Origin of the sequence: Aureimonas frigidaquae, assembly GCF_001463905.1 — a bacterium.
In the GTDB taxonomy this organism is placed as follows: Bacteria; Pseudomonadota; Alphaproteobacteria; order Rhizobiales; family Rhizobiaceae; genus Aureimonas; species Aureimonas frigidaquae.
The window spans coordinates 39074-65733 of the sequence record NZ_BBWR01000009.1 but is presented as its reverse complement, the minus strand read 5'-3'; the positions used below and the strand labels follow the sequence as shown (position 1 = coordinate 65733).

Here is a 26660-nt window from a genome sequence, read left to right as displayed (position 1 = left end):
AAGTCTGCCAGTGCGTGTGAAGGCACCGTATCCCGCAAGGCCCGCCTGAAACTTGCGGCCCCTGCTTCAAATCATCAAAAACTTCGCCGCAGCCATGAGCCGATGCGCCCGACGCGCGTCGTCTCGTCGAAGGCGAAATCGAGGGGCGAATTCTCGGCCACATATTCCTGCCAGGCGATCTGCGGGTAGATCAGAAGCCCGACGGAGGTGGAGAAGATCGGGCTCTTGTTGGTGGTCGACAGGCCGGCGACACCGACCGGCCGCCCCAGGCGCACATTGCGCTGGAGGATGTCATGCGCCGCGCCGGCCATGCCCGAAAGCTGGCTGGCCCCGCCGGTCAGAACGACGCGCTTGCCGATCACGTGGCCGAGCCCGGAATTGGCCAGCCGGTCGCGGATCAGCTCCAGCGTTTCCTCGACACGCGGCCGCACGATGCGGGCGATGAGCGAGCGCGAGACGTGGATCTCGCCCTCTCCGTCATCGTCGCTGAGGGGCTCGACCGTCACCGGCTCGCCGTCTTCCATCAACTCGGTCAGCGCGTTGCCGTGCATGACCTTGAGGCGCTCGGCCTGTTCGGGGCGGATGGACAGGCCGCGGGCCAAATCCATGGTGATGTGCTGCCCACCCATGGCGACCGCATCCGCATAGGCGAAATGGCCGTTCTGGAAGATCGAGATCGTCGTCGTGCCGGCGCCCATGTCGATGCAGGCCGAGCCCATCTTGGCCTCGTCCTCCACCAGGGTCGCCAGGCCCGATGCATAGGGCGCGGCGACGAAGGCCTCGACCACCAGATGCGCGCGGTTGATCGCCGCTTCGAGGTTGCGCAGCGGGGTTTCCTCCGCCGTCAACACATGCAGTTCGGCGCCCAGCACTTCCCCGACCATGCCGAGCGGATCGTCCAGCCCGGCCTCTCCGTCGAGCGCCATGTCGAAGGGCACCGAATGCAAGGCGACGCGGCCCGGCGCCATCTGGGTGCGGGCGGCCTGGTTCAGGACGCGGCGCAGATCGGACGGCCCCACCTCGTTGCCCGCAATGGTCAGCTCCGCCTTGCCGCGCAGGCTCTTCAGCCGGCCGGCGGTGACCGAGACGATGAGGCTCTCGATGGTCAGCCCGGCCTGCCGTTCGGCCGCGTCGACGCAGGCGCGGATCGACTGTTCGGCAGCCGAGATATCCACCACCACGCCGGACTTGATGCCCCGCGAGCGCTGGTGGCCGATGCCGATGACTTCCGCCACATGCGTCCGGTTCGGCAGGACTTCGCTTTCCGGCCGGGGCTTCAGCCGGGCGATCAGGCACGTGACCTTCGACGATCCGACATCGAGGATGGAGAAGAGATGCGTGCGCCGCTGCGACAGTTTCTCAATGCGCGGCAGGGCATCTTTCCTGCCCAGGAAAAGGCTCATGCCGGATTCCCCCTCTTGGCCTGCTTGGCAAGCTTTTCGCGTTCCGCCAGCATCGCATCGCGCCGGGCCTTGGCCTCGGGCGTCAGCTTGACGGTGACCCTGTCGGTCAGGCGCATGTCCACGGCGGCGATGTCGCGCGACAGAAGACCGTAGCTGCGGTCCATGCGCACCACTTCGGCCGCCGCCTCGATGGCGTCTTCCTCGGGCAGGCGCACCGTCACGCCATTGTCGAGCCGCAGGTCCCAGCGGCGCGAGCCAACGCGCACATAGGCACGCACCCGCGGCTTGAGCTCCGGCACGAGTTCAATATTGTCCAGGAACGCCGCAGCCGTGGTATCAGCGCCCTCACCCACCACCAGCGGCAGTTCGGTGAAGCGCGTCGTCGCAAAGGGCACGATCGCCACGCCGTTGCGGTCGATGATGGTCAGGTCCTGTCCACGCTGCCAGATGGCGAAGGGCTGCTTCTCGGTCACCTCCACGAGGAGTTGGCCGGGATAGACCTTCGTCACGCTGGCCGAGGCGATCCAGGGCATGGCTTCCAGCGCCATGCGCGCCGCATCGACATCCAGCCCCGGCAGGGTCTGCGCGCCGACGCCGTAGATGGTCTGCAGAATATCGATCTGCGATGTTTCCGACGCGCCGGTCACATCCACCTGCTCGATGGCGAAGCCGACCGGTTCGGCCAAAGCATCGATGACCTGCGTCGTGTGGCCGCCGCTCGACATGCCGTAGAGCGCCGAAGAGCCCAGCACCAGCGTGGCCAGAACCGAAAAGCGCGGCAGCGGCAGCGCCTGGCAGACGCGCGCATAACCGGCCAACCGGCGCATGGCGATCTGCGTGCGCATGGCGAGGCGGCCGGTCGGCCGCATGTCGGAATGGTCGGCCCGGCCGATTCCCCTTACCGGCGGCATGATGCGTCCCTCACCATCCAGTCGAGCAGCTTGCCAAAGGGCAGTCCGCCGGCAGCCGCGATATCGGGCACGAGAGAGGTGGAGGTCATGCCGGGCTGGGTATTGATCTCCAGCCAGACGACGCCGTCGCTGCCGGCCGAAGGATCGTAGCGGAAGTCCGAGCGCGAGACGCCCCGGCACCCGATGGCGCGATGCGCCGCCAGCGACCAGTCCTGGACCCGCGCCGTCACCTCTGCATCCAGCTCGGCCGGAATGATGTGGGACGAGCCGCCGGGCGCGTATTTGGCATCGTAGTCGTAGAAGGCATGGTCGTTGGACACGATCTCGCAGACGCCGAGGACTTCATCGCCCATCACGGCGCAGGTCAGTTCCCGGCCGGGCACGAAGCGCTCCACAAGGACCATGTCACCGAAGCCCCATGCCGGGTCGGAAAGCTGCTGCGGAGGGTGCTCCTGCCCGTCCCGCACGATCACCACGCCGAAGCTCGACCCTTCGCAGATGGGCTTGACCACATAGGGCGGCTGCATGACGTGCCGGCGGGCGATCTCCAGCCGGTCCACCAGGAGCTGCTCGGCAACGCCGACGCCCGCCGCCACGGCAACCGTCTTGGCCTTGACCTTGTTCATCGCCAGGGCCGAGGCCAGCACGCCCGAATGCGTGTAGGGAATTTCCAGAAACTCCAGAATGCCCTGGATGGTGCCGTCTTCTCCGAAGGGGCCATGCAGGGCATTGAAGGCGACGTCGGGCTTCAGTTCCGACAGGACCGAGGCGATATCGCGGCCCACGTCGACACGCGTGACGCGATAGCCTTCCGCCTCCAGCGCATCGGCACAGGCATTGCCGGAGGAAAGGCTCACCGGCCTTTCGCTCGACATCCCGCCCATCAGGACCGCCACATGCCGCTGCATCGAAACCGAACTCCTTCACCAAAGGTTACAGAGCCCATTCATGCTGTGCGGATGGTTAAGCGCTGGTTAACCGAGTGTGGCGAAGCTAAGAAAATCGTAAGGTCATATGCGGGCCCGCCGTCAACGCGGAGGTTGGAACGGGGCCACGTCCCGCCCGTCCAACGGCAGGCCGATCCTTTGGATCTCCCATTCCAGAACGATGCCCGACGCCTCGTAGACGCGGCGGCGCACCGTCTCTCCCAGCAGCTCCAGGTCATGGGCCGATGCCGCGCCGCGATTGATCATGAAGTTGCAATGCATCTGAGACATCTGCGCATCGCCGATGCTGAGGCCCCGGCAGCCGGCCTTGTCGACCTCTGCCCAGGCGGAGGTACCAGGCGGGTTCTTGAAGGTCGATCCGCCCGTCTTCTCGCGCACGGGCTGCGCCGCTTCGCGGTGGGCCTGCACATCGTCCATGGCCTGGCGGATCGTCTCCGGCGCGGTCTGTGGCCCGCTAAAGAGCGCAGAGGTGAAGATAAGCCCCGCATCGGCATCGCAATGGCGGTAGCGAAAGGCCATGTCGGCGGCGGTCAGATCGACCAGCCGTCCCCGGCGGTCGATCGCCCGGGCAGAAATGAACCGCTCGGCGGTCTCGACCCCGTTCGCCCCGGCATTCATGCGCAGGGCGCCGCCGATCGATCCCGGTATGCCGTGCAGGAAGTGGAAACCGCCAAGGCCAAGTTCCAGCGCCACGGCGGCGACCCGCTTGTCCGAGGCGCCGGCCCCGGCACGCAGGAGCCCCGGGCCCTCCGGCGCGACGGTGCCGAAGCCCTTGGGCGGCAGCCGGATGACGATGCCGGGGATTCCGCCATCGCGCACCATCAGGTTGGAGCCGATCCCCACCACCGTTACGGCGATCTCGTCCGGAACGGCAGCCAGGAATGCGGCGAGGTCCTCTTCATCCGCGGGCTGGAACAGGAGTTCGGCCGGGCCACCGGTGCGGAACCAGGTTACCTTGTCCATCGGCGCATCGGCGGACAGCTTGCCGCGCAGCGGCGGCAGGTCCAGGGCCGTCAAAAGCCGTGCGCCGTCCATCATGCCCGTTCCGCGGCCAGGGCTTCCAGTTCTTTGGGGAGCGCATAGGCCCATTGCGTCACGGAGCCGGCGCCAAGGCACACGACCATGTCACCCGGCGCGGCGATGGAGGCGATGAGCGGCGCCAGTTCGGCCGGGCCGCCGATCAGGCGCGCATCGCGGTGGCCGCCGAGCTTGAGCGTATCGACCAGCGTTTCGGAGTTGATGCCGGGAATGGGGTCTTCCCCCGCCGCGTAAACGGGCGCGAGCACCACCGTATCGGCATCGTTGAAACAGGCCGCGAAATCGTTGAACAGGCTCTGCAACCGCGTGAAGCGGTGCGGCTGGACGACGGCGATCACCCGGCCCGTCGCCGCCGATCGGGCGGCCGATAGGACGGCGCGGATCTCGACCGGGTGGTGGCCGTAATCGTCGAAGATCTCGATCCCGTTGACGGTGCCCGTATGGGTGAAGCGCCGCTTGACCCCGCCGAAGGCGCCCAGCCCCTTGCGGATATCGGCCTGCGTCATCCCCAGCTGATGCGCCGTGGCAATGGCCGCCGTGGCGTTGGAGATGTTGTGGCGGCCCGGCATGGGAAGCACCAGGTCGCGCATCGTCTCCGATGCGTCGGTGATACGATCGCGCAGTTCCACGTCGAAGGTGGACTTGCCACCCACGGAACGCACGTTGAAGAAGCGCGCATCGGCCTGCGGGTTTTCACCATAGGTGATCACACGCCGATCCTCGATCTGCGCGACGAGCTTCTGCACCTCCGGATGGTCCAGGCACATGACGGCGAAGCCGTAGAAGGGCACGTTCTCGACAAAGGCCCGGAACGCTTCACGCACCTTGTCGAAGCTGCCGTAATGGTCGAGATGCTCGGGATCGATATTGGTGACGACCGCCACATCGGCCGGCAGCTTGAGGAAGGTTCCGTCGGACTCGTCCGCCTCCACCACCATCCAGTCGCCCGCGCCCATGCGCGCATTGGTGCCGTAGGCGTTGATGATGCCGCCATTGACGACGGTCGGGTCCATGCCGCCGGCATCGAGCAGCGTCGCCACCATGGAGGTGGTCGTCGTCTTGCCGTGCGTGCCGCCGATGGCGATGGCCTGGCGGAAACGCATCAGCTCGGCCAGCATTTCGGCGCGCCGCACGATGGGCAGGAGCCGGCCCCGCGCCGCGGCGAGTTCGGGGTTGTCCCGGCGGATCGCCGTCGACACCACGACCACTTCGGCCTGGCCGAGATTGGCCGCATCATGGCCGATATGCACCGTCACGCCCTTGTCGCGCAGCCGTTGGACATTGGCGTTCTCGCTCTGGTCAGAGCCCTGGACCGTGTAGCCGAGGGTGACCAGCACCTCGGCGATGCCGCTCATGCCGATGCCGCCGATTCCGATGAAGTGAACCGGTCCGATATTGCGCGGCATCTTCATGAGGCATGTCCTTTCATTCCGTCGATCTTCAACGGCTGGTTCTGCGCGAGGGCATAGCCTCAACGAGGTCTGCCAGCAATGCCGCAGCATCGGGAATGCCGGTGGCCTGCGCCGCGGCCGCCATGCGGGCCGCGTCCTGCGGATCGGACGCGATAGCGCCGATCATGCCGGCCAGCCGCTCGGGCGACAGATCGGCCTGGCGGGCGACGATGGTTCCGCCCTGGCGCTCCAGCCGCGCCGCATTGGCGGCCTGGTCGTGATCCAGCGCATAGGGATAGGGCACCAGGATGGACGGCCGGCCGATGACGGCCAGCTCCGAGACGGTGGACGCGCCGGAACGGCTGATTACGAGATGCGCACGGCCGATCCGCTCCGCCATGTCGCCGAAGAAGGGCGATACCTCGGCCGGAATGCCCATGGCGGCATAGGCCTCGCGCACGGCGGTCTCGTCGTCCGTGCGGGCCTGCTGGGTCACGACAAGGCGCTGCCGGAGCGCCTCCGGCAGTTGCCCTATGGCAGCCGGCAGGGCCTGCGAAAAGAAGGATGCGCCCTGGCTGCCGCCGAACACCACCAGATGGAAGGGATCGCCGGGCCCGCTCGGTGCATAGGGCGCCTGCGCGGCGGACAGGACGGCCGGCCGCACGGGATTGCCTGTCACGACGATCTTGGCGGCGAGTTCGGCCGGCGCGCTATCCAGCGGAATGCCGGCCGCGATGGTCCTGACGCGCTTGGCGAGGAACCGGTTGGCGCGGCCCATGACGGCGTTCTGTTCATGGATCATCGACGGCCAGCCGGCCTGCGTGGCGGCCAGGACCGGCGGCACGGAAGGGTAGCCGCCGAAGCCGATCGTCACATCGGGCTTGAGCGCCCGCAGAAGCGCGCTGGCCGTGCGCAGGCCCGTCCACAGCTTGACGAGCGTGCGCAGGACAGCAACCGGATTGCGCGAGCCGAAGGTGGCCGACGGCACGACATGGACCTCCGCCGCCGGGAAACGGCCGGCGAAGCGGTTGGCCCGCGCGTCCGTCGCCAGATGCACCGTATGGCCCCGGCGGGTCAGCTCGTGCGCCAGCGCTTCGGCCGGAAAGAGATGCCCGCCCGTGCCGCCGGCCGCGATGAGTACAGTCTTCGCCATGCCCCCGCCTGTTCCTTCAGCGCGCATCGAGCGCGGTGTTGAGCGCGAGCGTGCGCGTCATGAGCCGGTCGGTCTGGGACGAGTTCTCGGCCCGCTTGCGCGTCAGCGCCAGGACGAAACCTGCCGAGATCGCGACGGCCAGCATGGACGACCCGCCATAGGAGATGAAGGGCAGCGTCATGCCCTTGGCCGGCATGAGCTGCAGGTTCACCGCCATGTTGATGATGGATTGCATGCCGAACATCATGACGAGGCCGGAAATGGCAAGCCGCGTGAAGGCATCGCGCTGCTGGAAGGCGACCTGCAGCCCGCGCACGACCACGAAGCAGAACACCGCCGCGAGCAGCATGCAGGTGACGATGCCGAACTCCTCGGCAATGACCGAGAAGGCGAAGTCGGTGTGGCTGTCCGGCAGGATGCGCTTGACGGTGCCCTCGCCCGGCCCCTGCCCGAACCAGCCGCCACGCATGATCGCCTCGCGCGCCGTATCGGTCTGGAACGTATCGCCCTCTCCGGTCAGGAAGCGGTCGATGCGGCTCGCCACGTGGCTGAAGGTCAGGTAGGCGCCGAAGAAGCCGACGCCGGCCACCGAGCCGAGCGCCACGATCCACAGCCAGGGCATGCCGGCCATGAAGAACAGGCCGCCCCAGGCGCCGGCCGTCAGGATCGTCTGGCCAAGGTCTGGCTGGGCCACGAGCAGCGCCGCCACCACGATCAGAAGGATCAGCGAAAGCAGATTGCCGGGCACGTCGGGCCGGCGCGCCCGCTCGGCGAAGAGCCAGGCGCAGACCACGACGAAGGCCGGCTTCATGAATTCGGACGGCTGCACGCCGAAGGGGCCGAAATACATCCAGCGGCGGGCGCCCTTGACCTCCATGCCGAAGAAGAGCGCCAGGACCATGGTCACCAGCGCCATGACGAGCATGATCAGCGACATGCGGCGGATGCCATGCGGCGTGAGCAGCGAGGTGGCGAGCATGGCCGCGATGGAGGGAATCAGGAAGACGGCATGCCGCTTGACGAAGTGGAACGGCTCCAGCCCGATGCGCTCGGCCACGGGCGGGCTGGCCGCGAAGGACAGCATCATGCCCCCCAGCATCAGGATGAGGAAGGCAGCGAGCAACCAGCGGTCGATCGACCACCACCAGTCGGCGATCAGCCCCTTCTTTGCGCGGCTCACGGCCATGGCCTTACCCTTTCGGAACGGGTTTGAACCCGGGCAAGGCGGCGACCGCATCGCGGAAGGCCGCCCCCCTTACCTCGAAATTGCGGAACTGATCGAAACTCGCACAGGCGGGAGACAGGAGGACGACCTCCTCCCCACCGGTGCCAGACGCATCGCGGGCCGCGCTTTGCACGGCCTGATCCAATGTACCGGAGATTTCGTAAGGAATTCGTTTACCAAGAGTCGCCGCGAAAGCGGGCGCGGCCTCACCGATCAGATAGGCCTTGGCAATACGGTCGAAGAGCGGCTGCAGCGGTTCGATGCCGCCTGCCTTCGGCAGGCCGCCGGCGATCCAGTGGATCCTGTCGAAGCTTGCCAGCCCCGGTGCTGCCGCATCCGCATTGGTCGCCTTGGAATCGTTGATGAACAGGACCTCGCCCATATGGCCCACCTGTTCCATGCGGTGCGCCAGGCCCGGAAAGCTTTCGAGGCCGGACTGGATGTCATCGTCCGACATGCCGGCTGCCGACAGGGCGGCGATGGCGGCCGCCGCATTCTGGCCGTTGTGCCGGCCGCGCAGCGAGCCGATCCCGGCAATGCGGAACCGGCCGGACAGAAGGCCGCCCTCCCGCCGCAGAACATCCGTGCCGTCGAAGCAGAAATCGGCGCCCGGCTGCACCGTATGGGATATGCGCAGGACATGACGCCCCGCCGCCTTAAGCCGGTCGGCGATGGCCGCGCTGGCCGGATCGTCCATGCCGATCACGGCGGTCTCCGCCCCGGCGACCAGACGCTCCTTGACGGCCGCGTAGTGCTCCATCGTCCCGTGCCGGTCCAGATGATCGGGCGACAGGTTCAGGAGAAGACCCACCGAGGGGGCGAGTCCGGGTGCCAGATCGATCTGGTAGGAGGAGCATTCCACCACGTGGAAGCGGTCGTCATGCGGGGGCTCCAGCGACAGGACCGGAACACCGATATTGCCACCGAGCTGCGTATCGCGCCCGCTCGCCGCCAGGCAATGTGCGATCAGCGCCGTCGTCGTCGACTTGCCGTTGGTGCCGGTGATGGCGATGAAGGGTGCGTGTGGCGCGCGGCGCGCCCGCTCGCGGCAGAAGATCTCGATATCGCCGATCACCGGCACATTGTCTGCCTGTGCCCGTTCCACCGTCCAGTGCGGATGCGGATGGGTCAGCGGAACGCCGGGCGCCAGGACCAGGGCCGAAAGGCCGGACCAGTCGAGCGCTTTCAGATCGCCCGTGGCGATCCCCTCGCCCGCCGCAGCCTCGACGGCGGAGGGGTTGTCGTCATAGGCGGTCAGGACGGCGCCGCCGGCCTGCAGCGCGCGTGCAGTGGCAAGGCCGGATCCGCCCAGACCGAACAGGGCCACCCGCAGACCGTGAAAGGAGGACGCCGCGATCATGGGCTTACCGCAGCTTCAGGGTGGACAGGCCGATAAAGGCCAGAAGGAAGGCGATGATCCAGAAGCGCACGACGACCTGGCTTTCGGTCCAGCCCAGCTTCTCGAAATGATGGTGGATCGGCGCCATCAGGAAGACGCGCTTGCCCGTCAGCTTGAAGCTCGCGACCTGAATGATGACCGACAAGGCCTCGATCACGAAGAGCCCGCCGATGATCGCCAGCACCAGTTCGTGCTTGGTGGCCACGGCGACCGCGCCCGTCAGGCCGCCGAGGGCGAGCGAGCCGGTATCCCCCATGAAGATGGCGGCCGGTGGCGCGTTGAACCACAGGAAGCCGAGCCCGGCCCCGATGACCGCCCCGCACAGGACGGCGAGTTCGCCCGTTCCGAGGACGAAGTGGATCTGCAGATAATTCGCGAAATTGGCGTTGCCGGCCAGATAGGCGATGAGGCCTAAGGCCGCCGCTGCGATCATGATCGGCACGATGGCGAGCCCGTCGAGCCCGTCCGTCAGGTTGACTGCATTGCCGGCACCGACCATCACGAAGGCCGCGAAACCGACGTAGAAAATACCGATATCGAGCAGAAACTGCTTGAAGAAGGGCACGGGGATGGATGTCGCCAGCGGGTCCGTCCCGGCATAGACGATGATCCCGGAGGCAATGCCCGCAATCACGAACTCGAGCGTCAGCCGCGCCTTGCCCGAAAATCCCTTATGGCTCTGTTTGGTGACCTTCAGGTAGTCGTCGTAGAAGCCGATGGCGCCGAAGCCGACTGTCACCAGAAGCACGGCCCAGACATAAAGGTTGGACAGGTCCGCCCAGAGCAGCGTGGCCGCGATCACCCCCGACAGGATCATCAGCCCGCCCATGGTGGGCGTTCCGGCCTTCTTGAAATGCGTCTGCGGTCCGTCCGCTCGGATCGGCTGGCCGCGCCCCTGGCGTATGCGCAGATTGGCGATGATGTAGGGGCCGAACAGGAAGACGAAGATGAACGAGGTGATCATCGCCGAGCCGGTGCGGAAAGTAATGTAACGGAAGACGTTGAAGACCTGCGCCTCCGGCGTCAGGGCGGCAAGATAGGTCAGCACGGTTAGGCGTCTCCGCTGACGGTGGCGCCATGGGGCGCCGCCGGTCCATGGTTCGGGGATTGCTGCGGACCGACGAGTTCGTCCACCAGCCGCGACAGGCCGATGCCGTTCGAGGCCTTGAACATGACCACGTCGCCGGGGCGCACGGCATCGAGGATGGCCTTGCGCAAGGTGGCAAGGTCGGGCAGCCATTGCACCTCTGCCCGCCCGGCCAAGGCATCGAGCAGCGGGCGTGACTGAGGCCCGGTCAGGAAGACCGCCTCGACGCCGGCGGCGAGAAGCGGTTCGGCAAGCGCGGCGTGCAAAGCGGCGCTGTCTTCGCCCAGTTCCAGCATATCGCCCAGCACGGCGATGCGCCGGCCGCCGCGTGGCTCGGTTCCGCCCAGGACGGCGATGGCCGCGCGCATGGATGCCGGGTTGGCGTTGTAGCTTTCGTCGATGACGCGCAAGGTGCCGCCCTGCGGCAGGGATACATCGTGACGCGCGCCACGCCCCTTGCCGACGCGCCAGTCGGACAGGGCGTCGGCCGCCGTGGCAAGATCGGCCCCGACCAGATCGACCGCACCCAGTACCGCCAGAAGGTTCTGTGCCAGATGCCGGCCGGCGTTGAACAGGCGAATATCGACATTGGTCCCGTCGATGCGCGCTTCCATATTGGCGCTGTCGTCGAGCTTCTGGAAGCGGATCAGCCGGTAGTCGGCCATCCCCGCTTCGCCGAAATGAGCAATGCGCGTCACCCCGGCCTCCCGGGCGCGGTCGGCCAGATGCGGGGCGTAGGGATCGTCCGCGTTGAGGACCGCCGTACCGCCGGCGACGACCCCCTCGAAGATCTCGGCCTTGGCATCGGCGATCTCCTCGAGGTCGCGGAAATGGCCCAGATGCGCCGGTGCGATCAGGGTGACGATGGCGACATGCGGCTGCACCAGCCGCGTCAAGGGCCGGATCTCGCCCGGATGGTTCATGCCGATTTCGAAGACGGCGTAATCGGCCGTCTCCGGCAGGCGGGCGAGCGACAGCGGCACACCCCAGTGATTGTTGAAGGAAGCGGCCGATGCATGAACTTCGCCACAGGCCGAAAGTGCATGGCGCAGCGCTTCCTTGGTCGTGGTCTTGCCGACACTTCCGGTAACGGCCACGACCTTGGCGCGGCTGCGCATGCGCGCCACGGCGGCAAGGCGCTCCAGCGCCTTCAGGACATCGTCCACCACCAGGAGCGGCCGGGTCAGGCGTTGCAGCGCCGGCAGCTTGCGCTCCGATACGACCAGCAGGCCGGCGCCCGCCGCCGCCGCCGCGGTCAGGAAGTCATGCCCGTCGAAGCGGTCGCCCTTGATGGCGAAGAAGGCTTCGCCCGGCGCCACGCTGCGCGAATCGATCGACAGTCCGTTCACCGAAGGGGGCAGCGTTCCCACCGGCCGCCCGCCGGTCGCCGCCAGCAATGCCTCGCCGGTCCAGAGCGGTTCCGTCATCCATTCACCTCCGCAACGGCCTTGGCCACTTCCTCGTGGTCGCTGAAATGATGCGTCGTATCGCCCACGGTCTGGCCGATCTCGTGCCCCTTGCCGGCCACCACGACCGTATCCCCACGCTCCGCCATACCAACCGCCGTGCGGATCGCCTCGCGGCGGTCACCGATTTCGGTGGCGCCGGGCGCCGCCGCCATGATCTCGGCCCGGATGGAGGCAGGTACTTCGGAGCGCGGATTGTCATCGGTGACGATCACGACATCCGCAAGGCGGGTCGCGATCTCTCCCATGATGGGGCGCTTGAGGCGGTCCCTGTCGCCGCCGCAGCCGAAGACAACGATGACCCGCCCCGTCGTGAAGGGACGCACGGCCGCAAGGACGTTTTCCAAAGCCTCCGGCTTGTGAGCATAGTCCACGAAGACGGGCACGCCGTCGGCGCGCGTGCCGGCAAGGTCGAGGCGGCCCGATGCGCCCCGCAGATGTTCCAGCGCGCCGAGCGCGGCCTCCACCGGCGTTCCGGTGGCGATGGCGAGCCCCGCGGCAACCAGCGCGTTGGCCATCTGGAATTCGCCGGCGAGCGGCAGGACGATCCGGTAGAGCCGGCCATCCGCCTCGATCTCGGCATTCTGGCGGGCGCGCTCGTGCTCGAGGCGCTTGAGCCGCAGCATATCCCCGCTCCGCCCGACGCGTCGCACGTCGAGCCCCGCAGCGGTCGCGGCCGCCACCGCCTGGGCGGACCAGGCATCGTCGGAAAAGATCACGGCCGGGCGGCCGGGCGAAAGAAGCGTATCGAAGAGCCGCATCTTGGATGCGAAGTAATGTTCGACCGTCGGGTGGTAGTCCATGTGGTCGCGGCCGAGATTGCTGAAGCCGGCCGCCGCAAGGCGGACCCCGTCCAGCCGGCGCTGCGACAAGCCATGGCTGGAAGCCTCCATCGATGCATGGGTAACGCCTTCATCGGCGAGCTCGGCCATCAGACGCGCCAGGGCGACCGGATCGGGCGTTGTCAGGGTGCCGTAATCGTCCCGCGTCGGGCTGACCACGCCCGTCGTGCCGATGGACGCGGCCGGCAGGCCCGCCCGCGTCCAGATCTGCCGGGTAAAGGTGGCGATCGAGGTCTTGCCGCTGGTTCCCGTGACGGCCACCACCGTTTCGGGCTGGCGGCCATAAAAGCGTGCGGCCATCACGGCCAGCGCATGGCGGGGATCGTCCGCCCGCAGCACCGGAAGGGCGCCGTCGGCCGGTGCGTCCGCGCCCGCCAGCACGGCCACGGCCCCGCGCGCCCTGGCATCCTCGACGAAGCTTGCGCCGTCACGCCGGCTGCCCGACAGGGCGGCGAAGAGGAAGCCCGGCTGGACCACTCGCGAATCGGCCGTCAGGCCATCGACATCGAGGTCTTTCGCATGCGCGGGCATTTCGGCCAGCCCGCTGGCAAGATCTGCGAGTTTCATGTCTTAGTCCGTGTCGGCATCGCTGGTTGCTTTTTCACGGGGCCGACCCATCCTGCAAGGTCGGCGCCGCGTATTTCGCCAGGACCATACACTCAGTAACTCACCAGAAGCTGTTTTTTGTCCTTCGGCGTTTCCGGCTCGACGCCCAGGAAGCCGGCTGTCCGCGCGATGATGGCGCCGGCCGTCGGGGCCGCGTTCCAGGCCGCCGTGGCATGCGCCTCTCCGGCTGCGGGCTTGGGCGCGTCCAGCATGACGAGCACCACGTAGCGCGGATCGTGCATGGGGAAGGCCGCCAGATAGGAGGTGCTTTGCGCCTTGCCGGTCGCGGACGCACCGTCGGCCAGCGTTCCCGTCTGACCGCCGACGTCGAGCCCCTCGACCAGCGAAGCCTTGCCCGAGCCATGGGCGGCGTTGGTCGCAAAGAGGTAGCGCATGCGCGCCGAGGTTTCCGCGCTGACCACGCGGCGCTTCAGCACCTCTGCCGTGCGTTCGGAGCGCGGCAGGAAAGTCGGCGTTACCAGGTAGCCGCCATTCAACAGGGCGGCAGCGGCGGCGGCCGTCTGCAACGGTGTGGTCGCAATGCCCCGCCCGATCGAGGCCGTGAGCGAGGACAGTTCCGTCCACTGCGACGGCGCCCGCGGCGCGGCGAGTTCGGGCAGTTCGGTGCGCAGCTGCGTCGTCAGGCCGAGCTTGGCCAGGAAGGCGCCATGCCCGGCCGGCCCAACGGCCTTGGCCTCCTGCGCCGCACCGGCCGCGGAAGAATAGACGAAGATTTCGGGCACCGTCATGGCCCGGCTGCGGACCGCACTTGCGCCATGGCTTGCGGTGAGCATCATGTTGCCGAGGCTGACCGGCCCCTGCGCATCGAAGGCGTCGGACAGGTCCACCTTGCCGCTGTCGAGCGCCATGGCCGTGGTGAAGGTGGTGGCCGTGGTGCCCAGCTCCGTGGCCTCTGCCGTCATGCGATTGTACCGATCGGGCTGCCGCGCCTGGACCGGATGGTTGGGATCGTAGTCCGGCAGCGACGCCATGGCGACGACTTCGCCCGTCGTCGCATCGAGCACGATGCCGCCGGCTGCCGCCGCCTCGTAGCGCCGCATGGCACCGGCGAGTTCGTCCCGCAGCGCGTGCTGGACCCGAAGGTCCAGCGACAGGCGGATATCCTGCGGCGCGCTGCGGCCAACGGCCTGCGCATGGCCGATGGCGGCATCGACATATTGCTCCATGCCCGCCATGCCGCGATTGGTATCGTCCACATGGCCGACCACATGCGCCGCGGTGCTGCCGCCCGGATAGTAGCGGCTGCGGTCGGTATCCACCCCGACACCCTCGACGTTCAGTGCCAGGATGGCCTGCATCTGCGCCGGCGCCACGTTGCGCTTCAGCCAGATGAGGTCCCCGCCCTTCGACAATTGCGCCGCAAGCCTCGCCGGATCGACTTCCGGCAGGACGCTGGCGATGAGCTCCGCCGCGCGGGCCGGATCGCCGATCCGGGCCGGCTGCGCATAGAGCGATGCGGTGCGGATGTCGGTGGCCAGAAGCCGCCCGTTCCGATCCAGAAGCGTCGGCCGCGGCGCGGCCGCTTCCTGCGCCGGGCGCGCCGCAGAAGGCTCTGCCCCCTCCACCGCACCCCAGGTGACGAGGCGGCCGCCGATCACGGCATAGACGCCGCAAAAGGCCAGCATGGCGATGGCGAAGCGCGGCTTGTTGCTTGGCGGCGCCTCGCCCGCCGGATGGCGGCGGAGTCTTGCGACGCGCCGGGCGCCGCGGCGCAGGCGGGAGCCTTCCTTCTCTGGCAGGGGATGGTGCGGGGTGCCGCTCATCTCAACACGCCCGCCGCATTGGCGGCAAGGTTGCCGGTGGCGAGCGGCTCTTCCGGCACAACCGGGACCGGCTCGGACGGCAGATCCGCGGGCGTGACGATCTGGCGGGGAACGATCGGCTTGAGCTGCAGCTCTTCAGCGAAAGTGTCGGCCAGACGCTGCAGACGATAGGGCTGGTTCAACAGGCTCCAGTCGGCTTCCAGCAGCGAGATCGTATCCCGCTCCATGGCGATATCGCGCTCGACGACGCGCAGGCGCTCCTCGATCGATTCCGCCTCGTGCTTGACGCCGAAGGTCCATGTCGCGGCCGCGAGCATGATGACGACGAGAATGATGTCCAGTGTCTTGTGCATCAGCGTCGGGCTCCGGATTGCGGCAGTTCCGCCAGGGCGGGAAGATCGAAGAAGCGAAAGGCCTGCGGACCGGTCGGCGCGGGGGCCGTCGTACGCACTGCCGCGCGCAGCTTGGCCGAACGCGCCCGTGGATTGGCTGCGATTTCCTCTGCCGAGCCGCCCTCGGCCTTGTTGCGCGTGGCGAATGTCGCCTCTTCATGGCTAAGATCCGGTAAATGCCGGGATTGCGACGCTGCCTGGGACCGATCACGCAGGAAGCGCTTCACGATCCGATCCTCGAGCGAGTGGAAGGTGACGACCACGAGCCGGCCACCGGGCTTCAAAATGGCCTCTGCCGCCACCAGCGCACGCATGAGCTCCCCCAGCTCGTCGTTCACGTAGATGCGCAGCGCCTGGAAGGTCCGGGTGGCGGGGTCGATCCGGTCCTGTGGCCGGCGGCCCAGCACGCGGCCGACCAGTTCCGCCAGGTCGGACGTGGTTTCGAACGGGTGCGTCGCCCGCCGCGCATCGATGGCCCGCGCGATGCGCCCGGCCTGCCGCTCCTCGCCCAGAAAGGACAGGACCCGTGCGAGATCGCCGACCTTCAACCGGTTGACGACGTCGGCGGCCGTCGGCCCGTCGGACCCCATCCGCATGTCCAGGGGGCCGTTCTTCTGGAAGGAAAAGCCGCGCTCGGGCGTGTCGATCTGCATGGAGGACACGCCGATATCGAGGACGACCCCGTCGATCCTGCCGTCCACATGGTCGGCCATGGTGGAAAAGCGGTCGCCCACAAGGCGCAGCGCCCCCGCAGAATCGCGGACCATGGCCTCTGCTGCGGCAATGGCGGTCGGATCGCGGTCCATGCCGATCACCCGGGCACCCGCACCCAACAGGGCGCGGCTGTAGCCGCCGGCACCGAACGTCCCGTCCAGGATCACCTCTCCGGGCGCGGGGGCCATGGCCGCCATCACCTCGGACAACAGAACCGGAAGATGCCGTTCGTCACTCATCGCGCCGCACCCCGCATGGACTGAAGGCGCTGACGCGCTTCGGCACGGTGCGCCTCGAACCGGGAGGGTTCCCAAAGCTGGAAGAAATCGTTGCGCCCCACGAAGACGACCTTGTCGTCGATCCCCGTATGCGACCGGATGAAGTCCGTCACGGCTATGCGCCCCTCGGCGTCGAATTTCAGGAAGGCGCCATCGCCATAGGTGAAGAGCGACATGTCGGCGAAGGTTTCCCCGAAGGGATCCTCCTGCGCCATCCGCGCCTCGTAGCGCTCGAGGAGGTCCATTCCGCCCACGTCGATCGCCGGATGGTTGATCGACTGCAGCGCATAGAGTTCGGAAAAGCCTTTTGCAGCCAGGACCTGGCGGAAGTTCGCCGGAACGGACACGCGCCCCTTCGAGTCGATGCGGTTGACGGCGTTGGACAGGAACCGGTCCATCAAGCGTCACACTTGCCCTTTCGACCGGTCGCATACCATTCGGCCCCACCCCGATGGCGCCAGGCAAGCCGCAGCCGTCACCCGCCCGTAGGAACGAGCCGATCCCACCGCGCGAAGCGCGGCTGCAAACCTGACAAGCAATTGAATTTCCGCCCGTCTGAACGGGCACCCCGAATTGTCATTTGGTTTACCATGGGATCACGTGGGCGTCAATGGGAAATGCCCCCACCGATGCCCTCCATCGGCCGCCGACCCCTCTGTCAAAACCTGATATAATAGAACGATTACAATCGAGTATTGGAAATACTGCGCGTTGCGCAGCAGCGCACTGCCCGGTCGTGGCCAGACCAATCGCAAATGTTAAAAGTCGAAACAATCCAAGGGGCTGGACCGTGGGCCGGACCATTTGCCCAACCATTCCCATGGCGGCTCCAGTGGCGCTGAAGGCGGGAAATTTGGGTCGAGATGCCAGCCGGCCTGTAAGCCGGGTTCTGTGCGACGGACAAGCCGTGCGGCGACCATTCATCTGGGACGTGGCTTGCGCCACGCCTCGAGCAACCTACCCGAACGACGACCACGGAGATGGCGGGCGGCGAGCCGCCCCTGTCGTTCCTATTCGGTCTTGCTTCCGGTGGGGTTTACCATGCCGCCCCTGTTGCCAGCGGCGCGGTGGGCTCTTACCCCACCCTTTCACCCTTACCGGCGCCCCGAAGGGTTGAGCCGGCGGTTTCCTTTCTGTGGCACTGTCCCTGGGGTTACCCCCGCCGGGCGTTACCCGGCACCGTTTCTCCGTGAAGCCCGGACTTTCCTCCCCCGCCGCCTTTCGACGATTGCGGGAGCGGCCGCCCGGCCGGCTGGCGGGCGGACCCTTGCGTGGCGCCACGGCGAAAGTCAAGCGCGGCGCCGGCCGCCAATATGGCGAATGCTCAGAAGCTCGCCATGCGCACGCGCACCTTCTGGCAATATTGCCGCGATGTCGGGTTGGAGCGCTTGGCGAAGTGGCCGGCATTGTATTTCAGGATCGTGCCGCACAAGGTGCCGCCGCCCCGCTCCTTGGCACCGGCCAGATATTTCAGCCCGTAGCGCAGGTTCGTCGCCGGATCGTAGAGTTCCTTGCGCGTGCCGGTGAAGCCCATGTCGCGCGCCGTGGCGAGCTTGATCTGCATCAGCCCGATCTCCCCGGCCGAACCGGTCACGTCCGGGCGGTAATTGCTTTCCACGAAGATCACGGCATGCGCCAGTTCCAGCCGAACGCCGGCGCGCTCCGCCTCGCCGGCGATGAGCTCGGCATAGGGCATGTCCTCGTAGGGTGTCTGAAGGGTCGGGGCCGGCGCCGTTTCGGCTAGGCTGGCTGTGGAGGTGGAGGAGGCCGTATCGGCATGCGTCAGGGAAACGAGGCCGAGCGAAAGCATCACGGCCCCGGCCAAAGCGGGCAGTCGCGTCATTTCATTCCTGTCGATGGCACCGGCCGCCGATACGCGCGGAACACCGGCATGTTCATGATGTGAAGATCGACCCGCGGAAGGAACGCTGCGGCGTCGGTGGCCGCTTTGTGCGAAGCAAAAGAAACGTCAATGTGTCGGCAGCTTCACGGATTGTTAACGTTCGTAACAAACCGGCATGCACCGCCTTCGGATCAACGTGTTGCCGCCCGCAGCGAAAGCAGCCGGTGCAGAACGCCGACCGTGCTGGCATCGGCGACCCCGTCGACCCGGGTCTGCCGATGGTGCCGCTGGAGCGCGATGGTCGCCAGACGCGTTGTTTCGTCGAAGGTTCCGGTGGCTTCCAGCTCGAAGCCGTAGCCGGCCAGCATGGTCTGCCAGGCGGTAACGGGCGCGCCGCGATCGCCGATCGTCAGGAACCGTCCGCCCCCCATGGGCGGGGCGTCCACGACGGTGCCGATACCGGCCCGGGAGAGTTGATCCCAGGGGAAGAGTTCGCCGGGATCCTCTTTGCGGGAAGGCGCGACATCGGAGTGGGCCAGCACGTTTTGCGGTGCGATCGCCCAGCGTTCGACACAGTCCCGGCACAATTCGATCAGCCGTTGGATCTGCCGGGGCGGGTAAGGCCGCAAGCCGTGCCGATGGCCGGGATTGACGATTTCGATGCCGATGGAGCGGGAATTGATGTCCCGCTCGCCCTGCCAGTAGCTTTCGCCGGCGTGCCAGGCGCGCGCCCCTTCGGGCACCATCTGTAGGATACGTCCGTCTTCTTCCACCAGGTAATGCGCTGACACGCCGCTGTCCGGATCGGTCAGCCGGGCGAGCGGGCTGTCCCCCTCCCGCATGCCGGTATAATGCAGGATCAGCATGTCCGGCCGGACCGCACCCCGCCGCTCCCCGAAATTGGGCGATGGAACGACGGCATCCACGACGGCACTGTCCGCGTCGAAGGTCACGCCGCCTGCACCCTTGAAATATTGTCCCACGCCACGTTGATGGCCTTCATGCGCTCCACTGCGATGGACATGAACTCCTGGGGAACGCCGCGCGCGGCGAGCCGGTCGGGATGATTCTCCCGCACGAGTTCCAGGTAGCGGCGCCGGATGACCGGGATGGGGTCGGTCGGCGCGACGCCGAGCACCGCGTAATCACCCCCTTGCCCGCCATGGACATGGCGCGCCTTGATGCGCTCGAACTCCGCCTCGCTCAATCCGAAGATCTCGCCGACGCGGTGGAGGAAGGTCAGCTCGCGCTCATGCACGAAGCCGTCCGCTGCAGCGATGAAGAAAAGTCCGTCCAGGACTTCCGTCAGCATGCCGCAATCGCCGTCGCAGGAGTGGCTGCACAGGCCGCGCAGCTTGCTGGCATAGGCTTCGAAACCGGCCGTGTCCTGGCGCGCCAGGTCATAGAGGCGGAATACGTTCCGCTCCTCGTCCGGCGGGAAGGTGAAGACCCTGCGGAAGGCGGTAATCTCGTTCTGGCTGACGACGCCATCGGCCTTGGCCATCTTGGCCGCCAGGGCGATCATGGCAACGGAGAAGGCCACTTTGCGCCGCGTTTCCGCATCGCGGTCATACAGGGCGCGCAGCCGCTCGAAGAGCGTTTCCAGGGCGGACAGACCCTGCGCCGCAATATCGCGCATCAGGGTGCCGAGTGTGGAGATGATCGACATATTACATTCTTCGGGCGGTGCCCGCTCGTCTGTTCGGGTTCGGTCGATGCCGTGGCGCGATCATAGCCTTGCGCAGTGCAAGATGGGAAGGCACCGTGCCGTGCGCTCGCGTAACCCTTGGACAGCGTTCGCCGCCCGCCGATGGTTCCGCAACATCGCGTCGCGAACAGATAGCTGCGCCGCGGTGCGGGCGCGAAAGGATATGCAATGAAGGGCACGGCCCCGCGCCATGTCGTCCTGTCCGGCTGTTCGGGGGGTGGCAAGTCGACTCTTCTGGAGGCTCTGGCCCGGCGCGGCCATGCCACCGTCGAGGAGCCCGGGCGCCGGATCGTTGCGCAGGAACTGGCCGGCGACGGCACTGCTCTGCCCTGGATCGACATGGCCGCCTTTGCACGGCGCGCCCTGGAACTGGCTGCGCAGGACCGGCGGACGGCCGCGCCGGGGCCGGGCTGGACCTTCTTCGACCGGGGGCTGGTCGATGCCGCCGTGGCGCTGGAACACGCCTGCGGGACGCAAGCAGGCCGCATCCTCGGCGCCCATCCACGCTACTGGAACCGTGTCTTCCTGACCCCGCCCTGGCCTGAAATTTACCACGGGGACGATGCGCGCCGGCATGGCTATGCCGATGCCGTGGCGGAGTATGAAAGGCTGCACCAGGCCTATCGGCGCTTCGGCTACCGGGTCACCGTCCTGCCGAGGCTGCCGGTGGAGGCGCGAGCCGATATCGTCCTGGCCGAACTCGGCTGACGGGCCGCGTCAGGCCCGCCCGTTCGGGATCGGCCAGGCCAGGTGATGATCGTCGATCACGAAGGCATGGCGGTGCCGGACCGGCGCATGACGGTGCGGATGGCGGTGGGGCTCCGGGCCTTCCCAGCCTTCGTGCCCGTGATCATGGAAGGCATCGTGGACGTGCAGCGTATCGTGCTCGAAGGCGTGGTGCTCGTGCTCGATCTCGTCCGGATCGACAGCCGGCCACAGCCGCATCGCCAGGCAGGCGGCAAGTCCCGCCAGAACGCCGAGGGTGATGAAGGTGACGCCGAGCCCGGCCTTGGCGCCGAGCCAGCCGGCCAGCGGATACGTGACCAGCCAGCAGGCATGCGACAGGGCGAATTGCGCGGCATAGACCGCCGGACGGCTGTCCGCATCGCAGGAGCGGCGCAGTGGCAGGCCGGCCGGGGCCCCGATCGCGGAAGATGCCATGCCCATGGCGAACCAGAGCGTGGCGCTGCCTGTCCATCCCAGCCCCATGGCGCCGAAGGGCAGGAGCGCGGCCATGGCGAACGCGCCGGCCATCATGAAAGAGCGCGCCGGCACGCGGCCCAGAACCCGCGGCAGGGTCATTGCCACGAGCATCGAGCCCGCCCCATAGCATGCGAACAGAAGGGCGACGTCATCATTGCTGCCGCCAAGGCCGGCGCGAACCTGAACCACCGTGTTGACGATGACCATGGACCCGCCGGCCGCCGCCGCGAAGGACAGGGCCAGCAAGCCCCGCAGGCGCGGCGTTGCCATGTAGATGCGCACGCCGCGCGTCAACCGGTCGACGAAGCGGGTGCCGGCCGCGCTGCGCGCTGCCGGCAGGGCCACCCCGCCGACCAGGATGGCGGAACCAAGGAAGCCGACAGCGGTTCCCGCGAACAGCCAGTGGAACGAGATGACGGCCAGGAGCAATCCGGCGAGGAGCGGGCTGATGAGCGATTCCAGATCGTAGGCGAGCCGCGACAGCGACAGGGCGCTCGTGTAGCTGCGCTCATCCTCCAATATGTCCGGGATCGTCCCCTGGAAGGTCGGAGTGAAGAGCGCCGACATGGACTGAGACGCGAAGACGAGGGCATAGACCTGCCAGACCTGCGTGACGAAAGGCAGGACGAGCACGAAGCCTGCGCGGATCAGATCGAGGCCCACCAGAAAGGGCCGGCGCGGGAAGATGCCGGTCAGGACGCCGGCAAATTGCGAAACGCCCACATAGGCGACCATCTTGATGGCCAGTGCCGTACCGAGCACGGCGCCAGCTTCTGCGCCCGCAAGCTCGAAGGCCAGGAGGCCGAGCGCCACCGTCGTCAGCCCGGTTCCGAGAAGCGACAGGACCTGCGCGGCAAAAAGGCGTCGGTAGGTTGGGTGCTTCAGGACGGCGAGCATGCGGACACCCCCTTTTTCCGAACCCCCGACGGCCGACGCCGGGCGGCTTCGCAACCCCGTCATAACGCCGACCGGCCATGGGCGTACAGATGCAATGCTGCGCGAAAACGCGCGTGAACCCGCGTTTCTGGCCGACGCTAGGCTCGCGAAAGCAAAGGATAGGACTGTCCGGCGTTGAGAGTGAGAGGTGGATGATGGCACGGCGGGCGCGCGCAGCATGGAACAAACGGGCGGGCGCAGCGGTCGCAGCCACCGTCCTGGCGGGGCTCATGGCCCTGAGCGGCTGCCGGACGGCAACGCTCGACCCCGTCTCGCTGGGGTTGACGCGCATCGGCGGTGACGTGCCCGACCACTACCCGGTGCACGGCATCGACATTTCCAAGTATCAAGGCACCGTCGACTGGCAGGCCGCGCGCCGGGCCGGCGTCGAGTTCGTCTATATCAAGGCGACGGAGGGCGGGGACCGGATCGACGACCGCTTCCACGAAAACTGGCGCGGCGCGCGCGATGCCGGCATACCGCACGGCGCCTACCACTTCTTCTACTGGTGCCGGCCCGGAATCGAGCAGGCCCGCTGGTTCATCGCCAATGTGCCGCAGGATGCGCTGTCCCTGCCGCCGGTGCTCGATGTCGAGTGGACGCCCGATTCGCCCACCTGCACCCGGCGGCCCGACCAGGCCGAGATGATGCGCGAAATGTCGGCCTTCATGAACGCGCTGGAGCGCCATTACGGCATGCGCCCCATCATCTATGCGCCGATCGACATTCACCGCGAGCGGCTCGTCGGCACCTTCCCGACGCATGATTTCTGGCTGCGCGCCGTCGCCGATCATCCCCGCAACGTCTATGAGGGGCGCGATTTCCACTTCTGGCAATATACGGCGACGGGCACGGTGGACGGCATCTCCGGCAATGTCGACAGGAACGCCTTTGCCGGCAGCCGCGAGGAATGGCGCCGGTGGCTCGCATCCCACAAACGCCGTTGAAAGTTCAGCGCCGCGACATCCTGTCCTTCAAACCGCCATTTTCCTTGGCGTAACCCCATGCCCCTGGAACACAGCTTTCGATCGGTACGCGACATGATAACGGCAGCACGACGCCTTGGGCTTGGCCTGGCACTCCTTCTCGGCGGCTCGACGGCCGCCATGGCGCAGGCCACGGCCTGCGGGGGCGATTTCAACGCCTTCCTGAACGGCGTTCGGGCCGAAGCCCAGTCCCGCGGCATCAGCCAGCAGGGCATCGACAGGGCGCTTGCCGGCGTGCGGCAGGATCCGAAGGTGCTTCAGCGTGACCGCGCCCAAGGCGTCTTCCAGCAGGCCTGGATGCAGTTCCAGGGGCGCATGGTCAACAAGAACCGGCTCGCCAGCGGCCAGCAGCGGATGCAGAAATACGCATCCATCTTCCGCCAGGTCGAGGCGCAGACCGGTGTTCCGGCCGCCGTCATCACCAGCTTCTGGGGGCTGGAGACCGACTATGGCGCCGTCCTGGGCGATTTCGATACGCTGAACGCACTGGCGACGCTCGCCCATGACTGCCGCCGGCCGGAACTGTTCCGCCCCCATCTGATGGGCGCCATCGAGCTGGTGGATCGCGGCTACCTGACACCGGAAGAAATGCGGGGCGCCTGGGCGGGGGAACTCGGCCAGACGCAGCTCCTGCCGGAAGACTACCTCGCCTATGGGACCGATGCCGACGGCAACGGCCGGATCGATCTGTTGCGGGACGTGCCGGACGTGCTCATGACGACGGGCAAGTTCATCCAGTCCATGGGCTGGCGCCGCGGCGAGCCCTGGCTCGAGGAAATCCGCCTGCCGGACAACTTCCCCTATGATCGTGCCGCGCTCGTCGCCAAGGAGCCGCGCGCCCAGTTCGCTGCGCTCGGCGTGACCAAGGCGGATGGCAGCCCGCTGGAGCGTGACCAGATGCCGGCATCCATCGTCCTGCCGCAAGGTCGCGGCGGACCGGCCTTCCTGGCCTTCCCCAATTTCGACGTCTACCTGTCCTGGAACAACTCCCTCGTCTATGCGCTGACATCCGGCTACTTCGCCACGCGCCTGGCCGGCGCGCCGGCGGTTCATCCGGGCAATCCGCAGCCGGGCCTGGACGGGGAGCAGATGAAGCAGCTGCAGCAGCGGCTGGTCCAGCGCGGATACGATGTCGGCAAGGTGGACGGCATTCTCGGCGCCAACACCCGTGCAGCCGTGCGTTCCGAGCAACTGCGGCTCGGCCTGCCGGCCGACGGCTGGCCAACGGCGCAACTTTTGACCGCGCTCTGACCCCGCGCCCGCGACACATTGTCATAGCCGGGCCGCTTTTGCGGCCCGGGCACCGTCACCAGATCATTGTCGACGCGCGTTTTGCGCGGCGTGGAGGCGATGGCAGATGGCGACGGCGGAATTCACACTCGGCATGACATCCGGCAAGGTCCTCAGCCGCGCGGAAAAGCTGCGCCGCATCCGGCGCCTGGCGCTGGTGGCGCGGATCATGGATACGGCCATCCGCATTCCGGGCACCCGCATCCGCTTCGGCGCCGACTCGGTCATGGGCATGGTCCCCCTGGTCGGGGATGCCGGCGGCGCGCTGATCGGCCTTGTTATCGTGAACGAGGCGCGTCGACTGGGCCTGCCCGCCTCCAAGCTCGGCACCATGCTCTATCATCTCGGCGTCGACACCGTCTTCGGCGCCGTGCCTGTGGTGGGCGATGCCTTCGACATTTACTACAAGGCGCATCGCCGCAATCTGCGCGTGATCCTGGACCACTTCGCCCTGGATCCCGATCTGGCCGATCTGCGCTAGCGCCTGGCGACCGGTCAGTCCGCCATTGTTTCCAGGCTGGCATAGCCGTCCGCTCCGCCGCCCTCGTGGAAGGGCGTCGTCACATGGACGAAAGTGTCCGGGTAGAAGCCGTTGAAGCGCGTGCGGAGCGACAGGGAATAGGCCCCAATATGGCCGATCTCGATCCAGTCGCCCGTATCCACCGTTTCGGGCAGCCAGAAGGGCCGTGACAGGATATCGACGCTGTCGCATGTTGCCCCGCACACCTTGAAAGCGGCGATCTTGTCGGGATCCCCGGTGCGCCGCTTGCGCGCCGGATCGGGGATGAACCGCGCCGGCAGGGTGATCTTGCCCGTCCATGAATCGGACAGGGACGCCCAGATGCCGTCATTGATGTAGAGGCGCCGCCCCTTGCGCAGGAGCACCCGGACGATCAGCGAGAAGGCGCGCGCCACGATGACCCGCCCAGGCTCGGCGACCAGCGGTACGTCCGCAAAGCCCCACTCGGCAAGATCGCCCCGCAGGCGCTCCATGATCTCCGAAAAGCCTGGCATATCCGGCTTGCGGCGCTTGGGATCGTAGCCGTATTCGGCCGGGAAGCCGCCGCCGACATCCAGCCCCGCCAGCGGCACGTCGGCGCGGTTGCGCACCCAGTCGGCGGAGGCGAGCGCCCGCTCATAGGTTTCCGGATCCTCGATCTGCGAGCCGACATGGAAGCAGAGCCCGGTCTTGAACCCAATTCCGTGGCAGCGCTGGAGCAGTTCCACCGCATGCGCCGGAGCCGCGCCGAACTTGCGCGACAATTCGTAGGCCGCATGTCCCTTGGTTTGCAGCCGAACGAAGAGCGTCACCGTGCCGGGGTCGATATCGAGCGCGCGCACGACCCGCAGGATCTTGGCGACCTCGTCCTCATGGTCCAGCGACAGCGTGCGGATGCCGTAAGTTTCCAGCGCCAGGCGGATATCGGACTGCGCCTTGATCGGGTGCATGTAGAGCATGCCGGCCTGCGGCGCGACCGCGCGCACGGCGGCGAACTCCCCGGGGGAGGCGACGTCGAACAGGCTGACCCCCGCCTTCGCCAGAGTTTCCAGAACCATGGGTTCGCCATTGGTCTTCACGGCATAGGCGGTTTCGCCCGGGAAAGCGTCGATGAAGGCCTTGGCGTCGGCCGTCAGCACCTCCGGGCGAAAGCAGTAGACGGGAACGTCCGGGCGCAGGGCATGGGCGGCTTCAATCGCGGTCGAAAAGGTCTGCACGTCCACTCCTGCATTCTCGCTGTCGGGCCCAAAGCTAGGCGCTCCCGCCGTCATGAAAACCCCGCGGCCTCACACGCAAGAGCCTGCCGCAGCGCACCAAAGGCGCCGGATACACCGCAGACCCCGTAAAAAATATGACGGGTTTTATCGTTTGAATTGAGGGTTTTGCGACATTTACGCACAGGCCTCCCGCCCCGCCGCAACGAAATCGCCTTTACGCGCCTTTAAGGATCATTAAGATCGTAACATACCGTGAGAAGGGAGTTACATCCGATGGAAATCACGCGATCGCTGAATGTGCTTATGATTGGCGCCGCCTTCGTTTTTATCGGTGCGTTGGTC

The 26660-nt window shown here is 67.1% G+C and carries 24 protein-coding genes and 1 other RNA gene; 4 read left to right on the top strand and 21 right to left on the bottom strand.

Features of this window, described 5'->3' with window-relative positions; translation table 11 throughout:
• Window positions 1-74 precede the first annotated feature (74 nt).
• The 19 genes from ftsA to AUL30_RS10200 all read right to left on the bottom strand — a co-directional run bounded on the left by ftsA (window position 75) and on the right by AUL30_RS10200 (window position 20139).
• Entirely contained in the window at window positions 75-1403 is a 1329-nt protein-coding gene (gene ftsA / locus AUL30_RS10290) for a cell division protein FtsA (RefSeq protein WP_062227800.1), read from the bottom strand.
• The gene (locus tag AUL30_RS10285; RefSeq protein WP_083507843.1) at window positions 1400-2314 is read right to left on the bottom strand and encodes a cell division protein FtsQ/DivIB; all 915 of its coding nucleotides are present in this window, start codon (window positions 2312-2314) and stop codon (window positions 1400-1402) included. The genes ftsA and AUL30_RS10285 overlap by 4 nt, the downstream gene beginning before the upstream one ends.
• Window positions 2302-3222 (bottom strand): D-alanine--D-alanine ligase, encoded by a 921-nt coding sequence (locus AUL30_RS10280; protein ID WP_062227799.1) that lies wholly within the window; start codon window positions 3220-3222, stop codon window positions 2302-2304. Before AUL30_RS10280 ends, AUL30_RS10285 begins: the two co-directional genes overlap by 13 nt.
• 120 nt (window positions 3223-3342) lie before the next feature.
• A complete protein-coding gene (murB, locus tag AUL30_RS10275; protein WP_062227798.1) occupies window positions 3343-4299 on the bottom strand; it encodes a UDP-N-acetylmuramate dehydrogenase in 957 nt (318 codons plus the stop codon).
• Window positions 4296-5711: a UDP-N-acetylmuramate--L-alanine ligase gene (murC, locus tag AUL30_RS10270; protein WP_062227797.1), complete on the bottom strand. Its 1416-nt coding sequence runs from the start codon at window positions 5709-5711 to the stop codon at window positions 4296-4298. Before murC ends, murB begins: the two co-directional genes overlap by 4 nt.
• A gap of 28 nt (window positions 5712-5739) precedes the next feature.
• On the bottom strand, window positions 5740-6843 hold the full coding sequence (gene murG / locus AUL30_RS10265; protein ID WP_062227796.1) for an undecaprenyldiphospho-muramoylpentapeptide beta-N-acetylglucosaminyltransferase: 1104 nt from the start codon (window positions 6841-6843) through the stop codon (window positions 5740-5742).
• 16 nt (window positions 6844-6859) lie between these two features.
• Entirely contained in the window at window positions 6860-8029 is a 1170-nt protein-coding gene (locus AUL30_RS10260; protein WP_062227795.1) for an FtsW/RodA/SpoVE family cell cycle protein, read from the bottom strand.
• Window positions 8030-8033: 4 nt separating this feature from the next.
• A complete protein-coding gene (gene murD / locus AUL30_RS10255) occupies window positions 8034-9428 on the bottom strand; it encodes a UDP-N-acetylmuramoyl-L-alanine--D-glutamate ligase (RefSeq protein ID WP_062227794.1) in 1395 nt (464 codons plus the stop codon).
• A gap of 4 nt (window positions 9429-9432) precedes the next feature.
• Window positions 9433-10515 carry a phospho-N-acetylmuramoyl-pentapeptide-transferase gene (mraY, locus tag AUL30_RS10250; protein WP_062227793.1) on the bottom strand — a complete coding sequence of 361 codons (1083 nt, stop codon included), beginning with the start codon at window positions 10513-10515 and terminating at the stop codon, window positions 9433-9435.
• Between the two features lie 2 nt (window positions 10516-10517).
• Window positions 10518-11981, bottom strand: a complete 1464-nt coding sequence (locus AUL30_RS10245) for a UDP-N-acetylmuramoylalanyl-D-glutamyl-2,6-diaminopimelate--D-alanyl-D-alanine ligase (RefSeq protein WP_062227792.1) — start codon at window positions 11979-11981, stop codon at window positions 10518-10520.
• Window positions 11978-13429 (bottom strand): UDP-N-acetylmuramoyl-L-alanyl-D-glutamate--2,6-diaminopimelate ligase, encoded by a 1452-nt coding sequence (locus AUL30_RS10240; RefSeq protein ID WP_062227791.1) that lies wholly within the window; start codon window positions 13427-13429, stop codon window positions 11978-11980. The genes AUL30_RS10245 and AUL30_RS10240 overlap by 4 nt, the downstream gene beginning before the upstream one ends.
• A 92-nt stretch (window positions 13430-13521) precedes the next feature.
• Window positions 13522-15252: a peptidoglycan D,D-transpeptidase FtsI family protein gene (locus AUL30_RS10235; RefSeq protein WP_062227790.1), complete on the bottom strand. Its 1731-nt coding sequence runs from the start codon at window positions 15250-15252 to the stop codon at window positions 13522-13524.
• On the bottom strand, window positions 15249-15605 hold the full coding sequence (ftsL, locus tag AUL30_RS10230; RefSeq protein ID WP_062227789.1) for a cell division protein FtsL: 357 nt from the start codon (window positions 15603-15605) through the stop codon (window positions 15249-15251). Before ftsL ends, AUL30_RS10235 begins: the two co-directional genes overlap by 4 nt.
• Window positions 15605-16597: a 16S rRNA (cytosine(1402)-N(4))-methyltransferase RsmH gene (gene rsmH / locus AUL30_RS10225; protein WP_062227788.1), complete on the bottom strand. Its 993-nt coding sequence runs from the start codon at window positions 16595-16597 to the stop codon at window positions 15605-15607. Before rsmH ends, ftsL begins: the two co-directional genes overlap by 1 nt.
• Window positions 16594-17034 (bottom strand): division/cell wall cluster transcriptional repressor MraZ, encoded by a 441-nt coding sequence (gene mraZ, locus AUL30_RS10220; RefSeq protein ID WP_062227787.1) that lies wholly within the window; start codon window positions 17032-17034, stop codon window positions 16594-16596. The genes rsmH and mraZ overlap by 4 nt, the downstream gene beginning before the upstream one ends.
• Window positions 17035-17498: 464 nt before the next feature.
• Window positions 17499-17892, bottom strand: an RNA gene (gene rnpB / locus AUL30_RS10215) — RNase P RNA component class A.
• Window positions 17893-17960: 68 nt separating this feature from the next.
• Entirely contained in the window at window positions 17961-18479 is a 519-nt protein-coding gene (locus AUL30_RS10210; RefSeq protein WP_062227786.1) for a lytic transglycosylase domain-containing protein, read from the bottom strand.
• Window positions 18480-18670: 191 nt separating this feature from the next.
• Window positions 18671-19462, bottom strand: coding sequence for an N-acetylmuramoyl-L-alanine amidase (locus AUL30_RS10205; protein WP_244490788.1), 792 nt, complete (start codon window positions 19460-19462; stop codon window positions 18671-18673).
• A complete protein-coding gene (locus AUL30_RS10200; RefSeq protein ID WP_407638277.1) occupies window positions 19429-20139 on the bottom strand; it encodes a TerB family tellurite resistance protein in 711 nt (236 codons plus the stop codon). Before AUL30_RS10200 ends, AUL30_RS10205 begins: the two co-directional genes overlap by 34 nt.
• A gap of 216 nt (window positions 20140-20355) precedes the next feature.
• On the opposite strand from AUL30_RS10200, the gene AUL30_RS10195 reads away from it, so the two are divergent.
• On the top strand, window positions 20356-20895 hold the full coding sequence (locus AUL30_RS10195) for an AAA family ATPase (RefSeq protein WP_062227784.1): 540 nt from the start codon (window positions 20356-20358) through the stop codon (window positions 20893-20895).
• Window positions 20896-20904: 9 nt separating this feature from the next.
• Here AUL30_RS10195 and AUL30_RS10190 read toward each other — a convergent pair whose 3' ends face one another.
• Window positions 20905-22287, bottom strand: a complete 1383-nt coding sequence (locus AUL30_RS10190; RefSeq protein ID WP_062227783.1) for an MFS transporter — start codon at window positions 22285-22287, stop codon at window positions 20905-20907.
• A gap of 269 nt (window positions 22288-22556) precedes the next feature.
• Between AUL30_RS10190 and AUL30_RS10185 the strand changes: the two genes are divergently transcribed.
• The 3 genes from AUL30_RS10185 to AUL30_RS10175 all read left to right on the top strand — a co-directional run bounded on the left by AUL30_RS10185 (window position 22557) and on the right by AUL30_RS10175 (window position 25083).
• Complete coding sequence (locus tag AUL30_RS10185) at window positions 22557-23273, top strand: glycoside hydrolase family 25 protein (RefSeq protein ID WP_407638276.1); 717 nt, start codon at window positions 22557-22559, stop codon at window positions 23271-23273.
• Between the two features lie 93 nt (window positions 23274-23366).
• Window positions 23367-24563 carry a lytic murein transglycosylase gene (locus AUL30_RS10180; protein ID WP_062227781.1) on the top strand — a complete coding sequence of 399 codons (1197 nt, stop codon included), beginning with the start codon at window positions 23367-23369 and terminating at the stop codon, window positions 24561-24563.
• Between the two features lie 106 nt (window positions 24564-24669).
• On the top strand, window positions 24670-25083 hold the full coding sequence (locus AUL30_RS10175) for a DUF4112 domain-containing protein (protein ID WP_244490787.1): 414 nt from the start codon (window positions 24670-24672) through the stop codon (window positions 25081-25083).
• 14 nt (window positions 25084-25097) lie between these two features.
• Here the strand turns inward: AUL30_RS10175 and AUL30_RS10170 are convergent, their stop codons facing one another.
• A complete protein-coding gene (locus AUL30_RS10170; RefSeq protein ID WP_062227881.1) occupies window positions 25098-26318 on the bottom strand; it encodes a type III PLP-dependent enzyme domain-containing protein in 1221 nt (406 codons plus the stop codon).
• Window positions 26319-26660: the final 342 nt, after the last annotated feature.